This window comes from Streptomyces sp. NPDC049627, assembly GCF_044465645.1.
Taxonomy (GTDB): Bacteria; Actinomycetota; Actinomycetes; order Streptomycetales; family Streptomycetaceae; genus Streptomyces.
In genome coordinates this window covers 79913-93837 of the sequence record NZ_JBITLW010000005.1, presented here as the reverse complement: position 1 = coordinate 93837, position 13925 = coordinate 79913, and the positions used below count along the sequence as shown (strand labels likewise).

Annotated in this window: 8 protein-coding genes; 4 read left to right on the top strand and 4 right to left on the bottom strand. The window is 70.9% G+C overall.

Going from position 1 to position 13925, the window contains the following annotated elements; translation table 11 throughout:
- The first annotated feature begins 155 nt into the window (after positions 1-155).
- The 4 genes from ACIBU0_RS14865 (at position 156) to ACIBU0_RS14850 (ending at position 9183) form a co-directional block, all read left to right on the top strand.
- Positions 156-1478 (top strand): alpha-amylase family protein, encoded by a 1323-nt coding sequence (locus tag ACIBU0_RS14865; protein WP_398818268.1) that lies wholly within the window; start codon positions 156-158, stop codon positions 1476-1478.
- A 124-nt stretch (positions 1479-1602) separates the two neighbouring features.
- The gene (pulA, locus tag ACIBU0_RS14860; RefSeq protein ID WP_398817149.1) at positions 1603-7020 is read left to right on the top strand and encodes a pullulanase-type alpha-1,6-glucosidase; all 5418 of its coding nucleotides are present in this window, start codon (positions 1603-1605) and stop codon (positions 7018-7020) included.
- Positions 7021-7096: 76 nt separating this feature from the next.
- Entirely contained in the window at positions 7097-8800 is a 1704-nt protein-coding gene (locus ACIBU0_RS14855) for a SpoIIE family protein phosphatase (RefSeq protein WP_398817146.1), read from the top strand.
- 26 nt (positions 8801-8826) lie between these two features.
- Positions 8827-9183, top strand: coding sequence for a 5-carboxymethyl-2-hydroxymuconate Delta-isomerase (locus ACIBU0_RS14850; RefSeq protein WP_398817143.1), 357 nt, complete (start codon positions 8827-8829; stop codon positions 9181-9183).
- Between the two features lie 18 nt (positions 9184-9201).
- On the opposite strand, the gene ACIBU0_RS14845 is transcribed toward ACIBU0_RS14850, so the two are convergent.
- The 4 genes from ACIBU0_RS14845 to ACIBU0_RS14830 form a co-directional block, all read right to left on the bottom strand.
- Positions 9202-9891 (bottom strand): TetR/AcrR family transcriptional regulator, encoded by a 690-nt coding sequence (locus tag ACIBU0_RS14845; RefSeq protein WP_398817140.1) that lies wholly within the window; start codon positions 9889-9891, stop codon positions 9202-9204.
- Positions 9892-9947: 56 nt separating this feature from the next.
- Entirely contained in the window at positions 9948-10970 is a 1023-nt protein-coding gene (locus ACIBU0_RS14840) for a PDR/VanB family oxidoreductase (protein WP_398817137.1), read from the bottom strand.
- Positions 10970-11866 carry a metal-dependent hydrolase gene (locus ACIBU0_RS14835; protein WP_398817134.1) on the bottom strand — a complete coding sequence of 299 codons (897 nt, stop codon included), beginning with the start codon at positions 11864-11866 and terminating at the stop codon, positions 10970-10972. The genes ACIBU0_RS14840 and ACIBU0_RS14835 overlap by 1 nt, the downstream gene beginning before the upstream one ends.
- A 109-nt stretch (positions 11867-11975) precedes the next feature.
- The gene (locus tag ACIBU0_RS14830) at positions 11976-13910 is read right to left on the bottom strand and encodes a hypothetical protein (protein WP_398817131.1); all 1935 of its coding nucleotides are present in this window, start codon (positions 13908-13910) and stop codon (positions 11976-11978) included.
- Positions 13911-13925 lie beyond the last annotated feature (15 nt).

The following is a 13925-nucleotide window of genomic DNA, read 5'->3' as shown; positions in this document are numbered from 1 at the left end:
CGGCGCCCGGCAACGACGCCGCGCCGCGGCGCAGGGGGGGAACCGACTGAGCCGCATTCGCAAGGAGTTCGCCCGTGATATCCAGATGGCAGGCGCCCCCGAGGCGCCGCACCGCGACCGCCGCCCTCACCGCGTTCGCCGCAGCCGCAGTCGTCATGACTCCCGGCAGTACCGCATCCGCCGCCCCGCCCGGCACCAAGGACGTCACCGCGGTGATGTTCGAGTGGAACTTCGCCTCGGTCGCCAAGGAGTGCACCAACACCCTCGGCCCGGCCGGCTACGGCTACGTCCAGGTCTCCCCGCCCGCCGAGCACATCCAGGGCTCGCAGTGGTGGACCTCGTACCAGCCGGTGAGCTACCGGATCGCCGGACGCCTGGGTGACCGTACGGCCTTCCAGAACATGGTCGACACGTGCCACGCGGCCGGCGTGAAGGTCGTCGTCGACACGGTCATCAACCACATGGCGGCGGGCAGCGGCACCGGAACCGGCGGCTCGTCGTACACGAAGTACACCTACCCGGGCCTGTACTCGTCGTTCGACTTCGACGACTGCACGAGCCAGATCACCAACTACCAGGACCGCTGGAACGTCCAGCACTGCGAACTGGTGGGCCTCGCCGACCTGGACACCGGTGAGTCCTACGTCCGCGGGGCCATCGCCGGGTACATGAACGACCTGCTGTCGCTCGGCGTGGACGGCTTCCGCATCGACGCGGCCAAGCACATGGACGCCGCCGACCTCGCCGCCATCAAGTCCCGGCTGAGCAATCCGTCGGTGTACTGGAAGCAGGAGGTCATCTACGGCAGCGGAGAGGCCGTCCAGCCCACCGAGTACACGGGCAACGGGGACGTCCAGGAGTTCCGGTACGCGTACGACCTCAAGCGGGTCTTCAACAACGAGAACCTCGCCTATCTGAAGAACTACGGCGAGGGCTGGGGCTACCTGAACAGCGGCGTCTCCGGTGTCTTCGTCGACAACCACGACACCGAGCGCAACGGCTCCACGCTCAACTACAAGGACGGCGCCAACTACACGCTGGCCAACGTCTTCATGCTCGCCTGGCCCTACGGCGCCCCGGACGTCAACTCCGGCTACGAGTGGTCCGACACGGACGCCGGACCGCCCAACGGCGGCACGGTCAATGCCTGCTGGCAGGACGGCTGGAAGTGCCAGCACAAGTGGCCGGAGATCAAGTCCATGGTGGCCTTCCGCAACGCCACCCGGGGTGAGGCCGTCACCAACTGGTGGGACAACGGGGGCGACGCCATCGCCTTCGGACGGGGCGGCAAGGGCTTCGTGGCCATCAACCACGAGTCGGGCTCGCTGAGCCGTACGTACCAGACGTCGCTGCCCGCGGGGACGTACTGCAACGTGCAGAACAACACCACCGTGACCGTGAACTCCAGCGGCCAGCTCACGGCCACCCTGGGATCCAACACGGCCCTGGCGGTCTACGCGGGCAAGTCGGGCTGCTGAGCCGTCAGCTCCGCCTGCTGAAAAGTCTTACCGATCGTTTCAGGACTCTTGCTGAAATCGTTTCGGCGGCGATACGGTCGCGCGGGGTCGGACCCACAGAGCCGTAATCGCAAGGAGTCCATCCGTGATACCGAGATGGCCGACGCCGTCGAGGCGCCGAACCGCCCGTACCGGACGGGTCGCTGCGGTCACCGTGACCGCGCTGGCCGCAGCGCTCGTCCAGCCCCTCGCGGCGCAGGCGGACACCCCGCCCGCGCCCCCGTCCGACGCGAAGCTCGCCGCCGAGCCCGCCCGGCACGACGCCACCCGGGAGCAGTTCTACTTCGTCCTGCCGGACCGTTTCGCCAACGGCGACACGTCCAACGACAAGGGCGGCCTGACCGGTACCCGCCTCACCACCGGCTACGACCCCACGGACAAGGGCTTCTACCAGGGCGGCGACCTCAAAGGGCTGACCAGGAAGCTCGACTACATCAAGGGCCTCGGCACCACCTCCATCTGGATGGCGCCGATCTTCAAGAACCAGCCGGTGCAGGGGACGGGGAGCAACGCCTCCGCGGGCTACCACGGCTACTGGATCACCGACTTCACCCAGGTCGACCCGCACTTCGGCACCAACAAGGACCTCGAGACCCTCATCTCCAAGGCCCACGCCAAGGGCATGAAGGTCTACTTCGACGTCATCACCAACCACACCGCCGACGTCGTCGACTACGAGGAGAAGTCCTACGACTACCTCGCCAAGGGCGCCTTCCCGTACCTGACGAAGGACGGCAGGCCCTTCGACGACGCCGACTACGCGGACGGCACCCGGAAGTTCCCGGCGGTCGACGCCGACTCCTTCCCGCGCACCCCGGCCGTCCCCGCCGGGAAGAAGAACGTCAAGGTCCCGTCGTGGCTCAACGACCCGACGATGTACCACAACCGGGGCGATTCCACCTTCGCCGGTGAGAGCTCCACCCACGGCGACTTCTCCGGCCTCGACGACCTGTGGACCGAGCGTCCCGAGGTCGTCAGCGGCATGGAGAAGATCTACCGGCGCTGGGTGCGGGACTTCGGCATCGACGGCTTCCGCATCGACACCGTGAAGCACGTCAACATGGAGTTCTGGACCCAGTGGGCCACGGCCCTCGACTCCTACGCGGCCAAGCGGGGCCGCGACGACTTCTTCATGTTCGGCGAGGTCTACTCCGCCGACCCGAACATCACATCGCCGTACGTCACCCAGGGCCGCCTCGACGCCACCCTCGACTTCCCCTTCCAGGAGGCGGCACGGCAGTACGCCTCCCAGGGCGGCAGCGCGCGGAAGCTGGCGTCCGTCTTCGGTGACGACTACAAGTACACGACCGACAAGGCCAACGCCTACGAGCAGGTCACCTTCCTCGGCAACCACGACATGGGCCGCATCGGGTACTTCCTGAACCAGGACAACCCGAAGGCGACCGATGCGGAGCTCCTCGCCAAGGACAGGCTCGCCAACGAGCTGATGTTCCTCAGCCGCGGCAACCCCGTCGTCTACTACGGCGACGAGCAGGGCTTCACCGGCTCCGGCGGCGACAAGGACGCCCGCCAGACCCTGTTCGCCTCGAAGACCGCCGACTACCTCGACGACGACCGGATCGGCACCGACCGCACCCACGCGAGCGACGCCTACGACACGAGTGCGCCGCTGTACCGGCAGATCGCCGCCCTCGCCAAGCTCCGCAAGGCCGACCCGGCCCTCGCCGACGGAGTCCAGACCGAGCGGTACGCGGCCGACGGCGCCGGGATCTACGCCTTCTCCCGCACCGACGCCAGGACGGGCACCGAGTACGTGGTCGCCTTCAACAACGCCGGCGAGGCGAAGACGGCGACCTTCGCGACCGGTTCCGCCGGCATGGCGTTCAAGGGCATTTACGGCACCGACGCCTCCCCCAAGAGCGACGGCGACAAGAAGCTCACCGTCACCGTCCCGGCCGGCTCGGCGATCGTCCTCAAGGCGGCCGGCAAGCTCGCCCGGCCCGCCACCGGGCCGACCCTCACCCTGAAGGCACCGGCGACCGGAGCCACCGGCACCGTGGAGCTCTCCGCCGATGTCGACGGCGGTCAGCTCAACCGCGTCGTCTTCGCCGCCCAGGTCGGCGACGGCAAGTGGAGGACGCTCGGCTCGGCCGACCACGCCCCGTACAAGGTCACCCAGACCATCGGGAAGGACGTACCGGCCGGAACGGCCCTGCGCTACAAGGCAGTCGTGATCGACTCGGCGGGCCGCACCGCGAGCGCCACCGCGGCCTCCACCACCGGGACCCCGCCGGCCCCCGAAACACCCACCGCCTCCTCCCGCGACTACGCGATCGTCCACTACAAGCGCACCGATGGCGACTACGCGAACTGGGGCCTGTACGCCTGGGGCGACCTGGCCGACGGCGAGTCCACCAACTGGCCGGACAGCCACCCGTTCACCGGCCGGGACGCCTACGGCGCCTTCGCCTACGTCAAGCTGAAGCCCGGCGCCTCGTCGGTCGGCTTCCTCGTCATCGACAAGCAGGGCACCAAGGACGTCTCCGCCGACCGCACGATCGACGTCACCAAGACCGGCGAGATCTGGGTCGAGCAGGGCAAGGAGGCCGTCCGCACCGAGAAGCCCGCGGCCGACTACCCGGCCCCCGACAAGACCAAGGCCGTCCTGCACTACCACCGCGCCGACGGCACCTACGACGGCTGGGGCCTGCACGTCTGGACGGGCGCCGCGAACCCCACCGAGTGGTCGAACCCCCTGAAGCCGGTCAAGACTGATGCCTATGGCGCAGTCTTCGAGGTACCGCTCACCGACGGTGCGACCAGCCTCAGCTACATCATCCACAAGGGCGACGACAAGGACCTGCCCGCCGACCAGTCGCTGGACCTCACCGCGAACGGCCATGAGGTGTGGCTGTTGAGCGGCCAGGAGAAGTACCTGCTCCCGCAGCCCGCGGGCTCTGCGGCCGCGCTCGACCTGACCACGTCCAAGGCGGTCTGGATCGACCGGAACACGGTCGCCTGGAACGGCTCCGAAGCGGCCGCCTCCACCCAGCTGCTGTACAGCCGGGACGGCTCGATCACGGTCAAGGACGGCGGGCTGACCAGCGACGACGAGCGCTGGCTGCGCCTGTCCAAGACGTCCCTCACGGACGCCCAGAAGGCGAGGTTCCCGCACCTGAAGAACTACGCCGCCTGGTCCGTCGACCCTCGCGACCGCGACCGGGTCCGCGAGGCCCTGCGCGGCCAGCTCGTCGCCTCCCAGCGCGCGGCCAACGGTGCCGTCCTGGCCGCGACCGGCGTACAGATCGCCGGCGTCCTCGACGACCTGTACGCCGGCGCGACGAAGGCCGACCTCGGGCCGACCTTCGACAAGGGCCGTCCGACGCTGGCCGTCTGGGCACCCACGGCACAGTCGGTGAAGCTGGAGATCGGCGGCTCGACGGTCGCCATGCAGCGGAACGACACCACCGGCGTCTGGTCCGTCACCGGCCCCAGGTCCTGGAAGAACCGGCCGTACCGGTACGTCGTGAAGGTCTGGGCGCCCAGCGTCCGCAAGGTCGTCACCAACAAGGTCACCGACCCCTACTCGGTCGCCCTCACCGCGAACTCCGAGCGCAGCCTCGTCGCCGACCTGAACGACAAGTCCCTCGCCCCCAGCGGCTGGTCGACCTACACCAAGCCCAAGGCCGTCCCGCTGCACGACGCCCAGATCCAGGAGCTGCACATCCGGGACTTCTCGGTGGCGGACAAGTCGGTGCCCGCCCGGGACAAGGGCACCTACCTCGCCTTCACCGACAAGCTCAGCGACGGCTCCAAGCACCTGAAGAGGCTGGCCGGGGCGGGCACGTCGTACGTCCATCTCCTGCCCGCCTTCGACATCGCCACCATCCCGGAGAAGAAGTCAGAGCAGGCGACCGCGGACTGCGACCTGGCCTCCTACCCGGCCGACTCCGACAAGCAGCAGGAGTGCGTGGCGAAGATCGCCGCGAAGGACGCCTTCAACTGGGGCTACGACCCGTACCACTACACGGTCCCGGAGGGCTCGTACGCGAGCGACCCCGACGGCACCGCGCGCACGGTCGAGTTCCGCAAGATGGTCAAGGCCCTCAACGAGGACGGCCTGCGGGTCGTCATGGACGTCGTCTACAACCACACCGCGGCGAGCGGCCAGGCGGACACCTCCGTCCTCGACCGGATCGTCCCCGGCTACTACCAGCGGCTCCTCGCCGACGGATCGGTCGCGAACAGCACCTGCTGTGCCAACACGGCCACCGAGAACGCCATGATGGGCAAGCTGGTCGTGGACTCGATCGTCACCTGGGCCAAGGAGTACAAGGTCGACGGCTTCCGCTTCGACCTCATGGGCCACCACCCGAAGGCCAACATCCTGGCGGTCCGCAAGGCCCTGGACGAGCTGACCCTCGCCGAGGACGGCGTCGACGGCAAGAAGATCATCCTGTACGGCGAGGGCTGGAACTTCGGCGAGGTCGCCGACGACGCCCGCTTCGTCCAGGCCACGCAGAAGAACATGGCCGGCACCGGCATCGCGACCTTCTCCGACCGGGCGCGGGACGCGGTGCGCGGCGGCGGCCCCTTCGACGAGGACCCCGGCGTCCAGGGCTTCGCGTCCGGGCTCTACACCGAGCCCAACTCCTCGAAGAACAACGGCACTCCGGAAGAGCAGAAGGCCCGCCTCCTGCACTACCAGGACCTCATCAAGGTCGGCCTGTCCGGCAACCTCGCCGCCTACCGCTTCACCGACACCGGCGGCAAGGAGGTCAAGGGCTCCGAGGTCGACTACAACGGACAGCCCGCCGGCTACGCGGACGCGCCCGGCGACGCCCTCGCCTACGCCGACGCGCACGACAACGAGTCGCTGTTCGACGCGCTGACGTACAAGCTGCCCGCCGACACGAGCGCGTCCGACCGCGCCCGTATGCAGGTCCTCGCCATGGCCACGGCCACCCTCTCGCAGGGCCCGGCCCTCTCCCAGGCCGGCACCGACCTGCTGCGCTCCAAGTCGCTGGACCGCAACTCCTACGACAGCGGCGACTGGTTCAACGCCATCCACTGGAACTGCGCCGACGGCAACGGCTTCGGGCGGGGGCTGCCGATGGCGGCCGACAACGCGTCCAAGTGGCCGTACGCCAAGCCGCTGCTCGGCACGGTCAAGGTCGGTTGCGAGCAGATCGAGGGCGCCTCGGGCGCGTACCGGGACCTGCTGAGGATCCGGACGACGGAGGATGTCTTCTCCCTCGGCACGGCGGACCAGGTGCAGGCGAAGCTCTCCTTCCCGCTGTCCGGGAAGGACGAGACGCCCGGCGTGATCACCATGCGCCTCGGTGACCTCGTCGTCGTCTTCAACGCGACGCCCGAGAAGCAGGAGCAGCGGATCGTTTCGCTGGCCGGCCAGGGCTACCGGCTGCATCCGGTGCAGGCCTCGGGTGCGGATCTTATCGTCAAGTCCTCGTCGTATGAGCGGGATTCCGGCACGTTCGCCGTTCCGGGGCGTACTGTCGCCGTCTTCGCACAGACCCGCTGATACGGCTACTACCTTGAGTGGGGCGGACCCGGTCACCGGGCCCGCCCCATTCGTGTGTATCCAGGGGCTCCCGACGATGGACGGTTACGGCATGCAGTCCGATACGACCGTGATGGTCGTCGACGACATCTCGGCCAACCGCTTCGCCATGGGCGCCGTGTTGCGCCGAGCCGGCCACGGCGTCGTACCGGTGGCGAGCGCGGGCGAGGCGCTGATCGAGCTCGACGTGAGGCTGCGCGCGGGCGCCCTGCCCGACGTGGCCCTCGTCGACGTCGGGCTGCCGGACATGAGCGGCTTCGAACTGTGCCGCCGGGTCAAGGCCCGGCCGTCGACGGCGGCACTGCCCGTCGTCCACTTCTCCGCGATGCCCGTGGACGCGGGGGACCGGTGCCGGGGCCTCGACGCGGGCGCCGACGCCTACCTGACCGTGCCGGCCGAGCCGAGCGAGATCGAGGCCGTCGTACGGGCCGCCGTCCGCGGGGCGCGCCGGCGCACCGCCGCCGAGGCGCTCGCCCACCGGCTGACGCTGCTGTCCGAGGCGATCGTCGCCGTGCAGACCGCGCGCCGCCCCGCGGAGCTGGCCGAGGCGGCCGCAGCGGGCGCGGCCCGGCTCACCGGCACCCCGGCGGTCGTCTTCATCGCCGGTTCGGACGGCGAGCTCTACCGCGGCAGCTCCCGCAGCACCCTCCCCCTCCCGGACGCCGCAGCACACGAGGCGGCGGCCCGCCTGATCCTCCGCCTCGCACGGGGCCGGCGCCTGGGCCACAACGGCGTCCACACCTCCGTCGTTCCCGCCTCCCTGTGGCCGCCAGGCTTCTTCCGCCCCGGGGTCAGGGAGGACGCCCGCCTGGTCCTGGCGTCGGCCCAGGAGGGCCGCACGAGGGTGTGCATCGCCACGCCGGCGCGCCAGGATGCACTGCCTGCAACGCCCTTAAGGGGCGCGGGGAACTGCGCGACCAGCCACAACGCACCCGCAGACGACCGACGGCCTACCGCGGCACTCACCACACCGGCTCTACCCGCGGAGCGCTTGGCTCAGGCCACCGCCCTCGCCGCCGAACCGCTCCTCATGTACCAGGCGGAGCGCGACATCGCCCTCACCCTCCAGCACAGCTTCCTGCCCCAGCCGCACCGGCTGCCCGACCTGCCGGGCGTCGACCTCGTCGTGCGGTACGTGCCCGCCTCCCGGCAGACCGAGATCGGCGGAGACTTCTACGCCGCCCTGCGCACGGACGAGGGGGTGCTCACCGCGGTCGGGGACGTCGTCGGGCACTCGCTGGACGCGGCCACCGTCATGGTCGAGATGCGGCACGCGCTGCGCGCCCACTGCGTCGAGGAGAGCGACCCCGCGGTGCTGGCCGGGCGGCTCGACCGGATGCTGCAGCACTATCACCCCGATGTCACCGCCACGGTCTGCCTGGCCCTCGTCGACTCCGCGACCGGCCGGGTGCGGATCGCCAACGCGGGCCACATCCCGCCGCTGATCGTGCGGGGAGGGGGCGTCGCCGAGTACGCCCGCGTGTCGGGTCCGCTGCTCGGGCTCGGCCTCGACCGGCCCGAGCCGAGTGAGCTGGTCCTGTCCCGCGAGGACCGGCTCCTGATGGTCACCGACGGTCTCATCGAGACCCGTGGCGTCGACCTCGCCACCTCCATGGAGCAACTGCGCACGGCCGCCGCCGACGCCCCGTCCGGCCTCGACGCGTTCTGCGACACCCTGCTGGGCTGCTTCGGGCGGGGCAGGGAGGACGACATCGCGATGCTGGCGCTGCGGTTAGGGTGAGCTGTCGCCGTAGAACAGGAGTGCCCATGCCGCAGATCACCGTCGACTACTCCGCGCCGCTCGCCGACGGCTTCGACCGGAGCGGCTTCGCGCTGGCCCTGCACGACGCGGTGGTCGAGATCGCGGCCGCGAAGTACGAGGCGTGCAAGACACAGTTCCGGGCCACCGAGGACACGACCGTGGGGCGGGACGTGGACGGTCACGCGATCGTCCACGTCACCCTGGGGCTGCTGGCGGGGCGTACGGACGAGACGAAGGCGCGGCTCACGGAAGCCGTACTGGAGCTGCTGCGCACCCATGTGAAGCCCGGCGAGGGTACGGCGCTGCACGCGTCCGCCGAGGTGCGCGACCTCGATCCGTCGTACCGGAAGTTCGAGAGCTGAGCCCCCACCGGGGCCCGCTCAGGACGCCAGCGCGACCAGCCGGCCGACCAGGTCACTGAACGGACCGTCGGCCGGCTCGTCCTTCAGCATGCGGCGCAGCAGATCGCCCATCTCGTCGTCGGAGGCGGCGCTGACGGCGGCCAGCGCGGCGAAGTCGTGCACGAGCTGGACCTCCAGCTCGGCGCGCGGGATGCGCCGGCCGTCCAGCCAGATCAGGGCCGTCGACTCGGCGAGCGAGATCCAGGAGCGGACGACCAGTTCCAGGCGCGCGGGCGGGTTCTCCACCCGCAGATGCGAAAGGATCTGGACATAGGCGGCCTGCCGTACGGAGTCGATGAGCGCGTTCGTCGCCGTCGAGCCGACCGCCGGGCCGCCGCGCATCAGCGCCGAGAAACCGGGGCCGTGCTCGTCGACGAAGTCGAAGTACCGGCGCATCACGCGCAGCAGCCGCGCGCCCAGCGGCCCCTCCCGCGGTTCGACGAACCGGCCCGCCAGTTCCTCCGAGGCACGCTTCAACGCGGCTTCGTACAGGCTGAGTTTGCCGGGGAAGTAGTGGTAGACCAGAGGCCGCGAGATGCCCGCGGCCGACGCTATCTCGTCGATGGAGACCTCGTCGGGCGAGCGCTGGCTGAACAGTTCGAGGGCGACGCAGATCAACTGCTGCCGCCGCTCCTCGACTCCCATTCTTCGCCGTACCCCGGTAGTCATGCGCACACCTTACCGATCGAATCCGGACCCGAACGGTCCGGACCGACCGCAGGTGTTCACATATCCAGCACAAGTCGATCACTTCGGGCCCGCGACACACAGATCAGCATGGAGTCGGCCCGCTCGGCGTCCGTCAGCAGTTCGTCCCGGTGCTCCACCTCGCCCTCCAGCACCCGCTGCCGGCAGGTCCCGCAGAAGCCCTGCTCGCAGGAGTACGCGGTGTCGGGCAGCTCGGCGCGGACGGCGGCCAGTACGGTCGAGTCGGCGGCGACGGTCAACGTCCGCCCGCTGCACCGGAGTTCGACCTCGAAGGCGTCCCCGCCCGAGGCACGGGGTGCGAACCGCTCCAGGTGCACCCGCGGGAACCGCTCCTCCACCGCGGCCATCAGCCCCTGAGGTCCGCAGCAGTACACAGCGGCCTCCTCGGGCACGCCTGCGAGGAGTACGTCGAGTTCGGGAACCCCCTCCACGACGGTCACCCGGTCCCCGCCGAGCTTCCCGACCTCCTCCAGGAACGGCATCGAGGCGCGGCTGCGCCCGCAGTACACCAGCCGCCACTCGGCATCCTCGGGCAGCGCTCGCAGCATCGGCAGGATCGGAGTGATCCCGATGCCGCCCGCGACGAACGCGTACGACCCGGCCTCGACCAGCGGGAACCGGTTCCGTGGCCCCCGCACCTCCAGCTCCGTTCCCTCCCGCACCTGCTCGTGCACCTCGCGCGAGCCGCCCCGCCCGTCCGGGACCAGCCGGGTCGCCACGGTGTACGACGAGCCGTCCTCCGGGTCCCCGCACAGCGAGTACTGCCGCACCAGCCCCGACGGCAGCACGAGGTCGAGATGCGCGCCGGGCTCCCAGCCCGGCAGGTCCCGCCCCTCAAGCCGGAGTTGTACGACCCCCTCCGCGACCTCCTCGCGCGAGGTCACCAGCAGGCGCAGCGCCCGCGACCGGGGCCGCCCGGAGGTCGGCTCCTCCAGGGCGGGCATCGGCCACAGCGGCGAGGCCTGGATGCGGCGCCGCATCGCCCGGCGGGCGAGCAGGGCGGCACCGGCGACGACGGCGACGGTCCGCAGCTTCGGCATCAGGCGGCACCCTTCGCGGACTTCTCGGCGGTCTCGGCGGCCAGCGCGGCGGGGGAGGAGGCGAGGTAGGCGACGGCCTGCGCGGTGGAGCCCTCCTGGGAGGGGTGGTACGAGCCGCTCAGATAACGGGGGATGGACTTGAGCATGTCACCGGTCGTGGGCAGCAGGCCCCTTCGGCCCCGGACGTAGAAGTCCTTGAAGCTCGCCCTGCCGTCGACGAGCGTCGGATCGTTCTCCATGAAGAAGCGAGCGCCACGCTGCCACAGGAACACCAGCGCGGTGAACGCCGTGGCCCAGGTCCGCACCCGACGCCGGTAGCTGCCGTCGACGTGCATGAACAGTTCGAAGGCGACGGAGCGGTGCTCGACCTCCTCCGCGCCGTGCCAGCGCAGCAGGTCCAGCATGGTCGGGTCGGCGCCCCGGCGGTCCAGTTCGCCGGCGTTGAGCACCCAGTTGCCCAGGAAGGCGGTGTAGTGCTCGATGGCGGCGATCAGTGCCACCCGCTCCATGAGCCACCACCGCCGCGGCCGGCCCGGCGGCAGCGTGCGGTCCCCGAGCAGCTTCTCGAAGAACCAGTCCACCTGTGCGGTGTACGGCGTCGGGTCGAGTCCCTGCTCCCGCAGATGGGGCAGCACCTCGTCATGGGCCTGCGAGTGCATCGCCTCCTGCCCGATGAACCCGATGACGTCCTCGCGCAGCCGCTCGTCCCGGATGTACGGCAGTACCTGCTTGTAGACGTGCACGAACCACCGCTCGCCGGCCGGCAGGAGCAGATGCAGCACGTTGATGGTGTGCGTGGTGAACGGATCTCCGGGCACCCAGTGCAGCGGGGTGTCCTCCCAGGAGAAGGACACCTTGCGGGCCTTGAGGGGCACCCGGTCCTGCGTATTAGACATGGCGTCAATGTACTGACGGGTAGGTCGCGGGTGAACCCCCGTGCACGACCTTGTTTACGCGACTGTCAGCAACGCCCGCGGGCGCGCTCGCGAGCGCCCGCCGATCGCATCACCGAAGGCCGTTGATCGAACGACCGCTCTCCAGCGTGCCCTTCAGCTCGGCCTGGGCGCCCTGCTCGGCCCGCTCGGCCAGCAGACTGCCCTCGGAGGTACCGCGGACGCCGCCCGTGGCCCGGATCGACTCCGTGTCCCGGGTCCCCGCCGCCAGCAGATACCAGCCGCCCGTCTGCGCCTTCCACAGCACCCCGGCCAGCACATGCGGATCCCGCGCCCCGCACGCCGACACGTTCTGCGCCTTGGCCACCACCGCCGCGTGCGTCGCGCCCGGCGTCCGGAACTGGGCCAGCACCCGCTCTCCGCCGCCCCGCCAGGTCTCGGCCCGTGTGCACACCCAGTCCGCCGAGCCCGTCCCGTCCGGCAGCGCCTGCCGCGCATACTCCCAGGCGTTGACCGTCCGTACGCCCGCGGAGCGCATCGCGCCCAGCCAACAGGAGTACGGCGCCCAGGTGCGCAACGCCTCCGGGCCGGCCGCGTCCCTGACCGACCCGGGACGGCCGGTGGTGAGGCGGGCCGGGACCAGTTCGGCGAGGTCGGTCAGCAGACGGGTGCCGGTGCTGTCGGTCAGCTGCAGGGCGTTCCACGAGGTGCAGCTGCCGGTCTGCTGCGTCGCGGGGCTCGCCATCGGGGCGGTGACCCCGTCGGTCACGGTGAGGTTCATCGGTGCGGTGCGCGGTTTGAGCATGTCCCGCTCCGCCGCCGTCCTCACCCAGGGCGCCAGCAGATAGCGGACGTTGCCGTCGGCCCGGCTCACCACCACCGCACTGGACTCCGCCCGGCTCGCGCCGTCCACCCGGGAGAAGTCGAGGGCGGCGCCGGCCGTGCCGTCCAGCGGTTCGGCGTAGCGGGCGATGCGCAGGCCGTCGTAGAGGATCACGACGCGGGCGTTGTCGATGCTCCCCGCGTACAGCAGCTGCGGCGCGCCGGGCGGGCCGCCCGCCGGGGTGCCGGGGGTGGCCGAGACCTGGACCTTCTCGCCGGGGCGGGCCCAGACGGCGAGGGCGCGGCGCAGCAGGGCCGAGTCGTCGGTGAGGTCGCCGCGTGCGGGCCACACGGAGAAGTCGGTGCGGGCGGAGGACTGCCAGGCCAGCGCGGGGACCTTGGTCAGCTGGGCCGGGTCGAGGGCGGCCTCGGCCGCCGGGTTCTGCGCGTACGGGGGAGCGGCGGGGCCGTCCGGGCTCCAGCCCTCGCCGGGCAGGCCCAGCAGCGCCCCGGACACCAGGAGAGCCGCCCCTGCGGCCAGCGCGGCCTTCGTGTGCTGCCTGCGCCGCATCAGGTCGGTGGGCCGGGCCTGGAGCGAGCACGGGTCGAACTCGGGCGAGTCGAGCAGCGCGTACTGCTGCGCCCCGACGGTGTCGGCCTCCTCCAGCGCGTTTTCCACGTCCTCGACGTCGACACCGGCGGCCATCAGCACCTCGACCACGTCGTCGTCCGTGAGCTTCTCCAGGCCGCGCAGGACGTAGGCCGCCCGCGCCGGGCCGGACAGCGCCGACAGCCGCTGGTCCAGGGCGAGTTCGTCGGCGCCGCCCGACCTGGGGAAGAGGCGCAGGCCCCACACCTGGGGCAGCAGCGGCGGCAGTTGGGAGCGCTTGGGCCAGGCCAGGCGCCGCAGCGGCCGGCCCGCCTCCAGCGCCGTCCGCAGCACACGCAGGCGGAGCAGGGCGTACCCGGGGTCGCCCTCACGGCCGGTCGACTGGGCCGGGATCACGGGCGTCGCCGCCGCCCGGCCGCGGGGCAGCGCGCGCTGGGTGAGGGAGTGCGCGGTCACCACACGCCGGTTGCGGCCGAGGCTGGGCGGCAGCACCAGATAGGCGAGCCGGACGAGGCGCGGATAGTGCTCGACGAGCGCGGCCTCGGCCCGCTCGACGTCGACGACCGGATCGTCCGAGGCGGGGGCGGGGCGCGGGGCGACATCCTGTGACTGCACGTTCAGCAGAACGAG

Coding starts and splice junctions, on each gene's coding strand:
- ACIBU0_RS14845 (WP_398817140.1), bottom strand. CDS start 9,891: ATGACTACCGGGGTACGGCGAAGAATGGGAGTCGAGGAGCGGCGGCAG.
- ACIBU0_RS14835 (WP_398817134.1), bottom strand. CDS start 11,866: ATGTCTAATACGCAGGACCGGGTGCCCCTCAAGGCCCGCAAGGTGTCC.
- ACIBU0_RS14850 (WP_398817143.1), top strand. CDS start 8,827: ATGCCGCAGATCACCGTCGACTACTCCGCGCCGCTCGCCGACGGCTTC.
- ACIBU0_RS14840 (WP_398817137.1), bottom strand. CDS start 10,970: ATGCCGAAGCTGCGGACCGTCGCCGTCGTCGCCGGTGCCGCCCTGCTC.
- ACIBU0_RS14865 (WP_398818268.1), top strand. CDS start 156: ATGACTCCCGGCAGTACCGCATCCGCCGCCCCGCCCGGCACCAAGGAC.
- ACIBU0_RS14855 (WP_398817146.1), top strand. CDS start 7,097: ATGGACGGTTACGGCATGCAGTCCGATACGACCGTGATGGTCGTCGAC.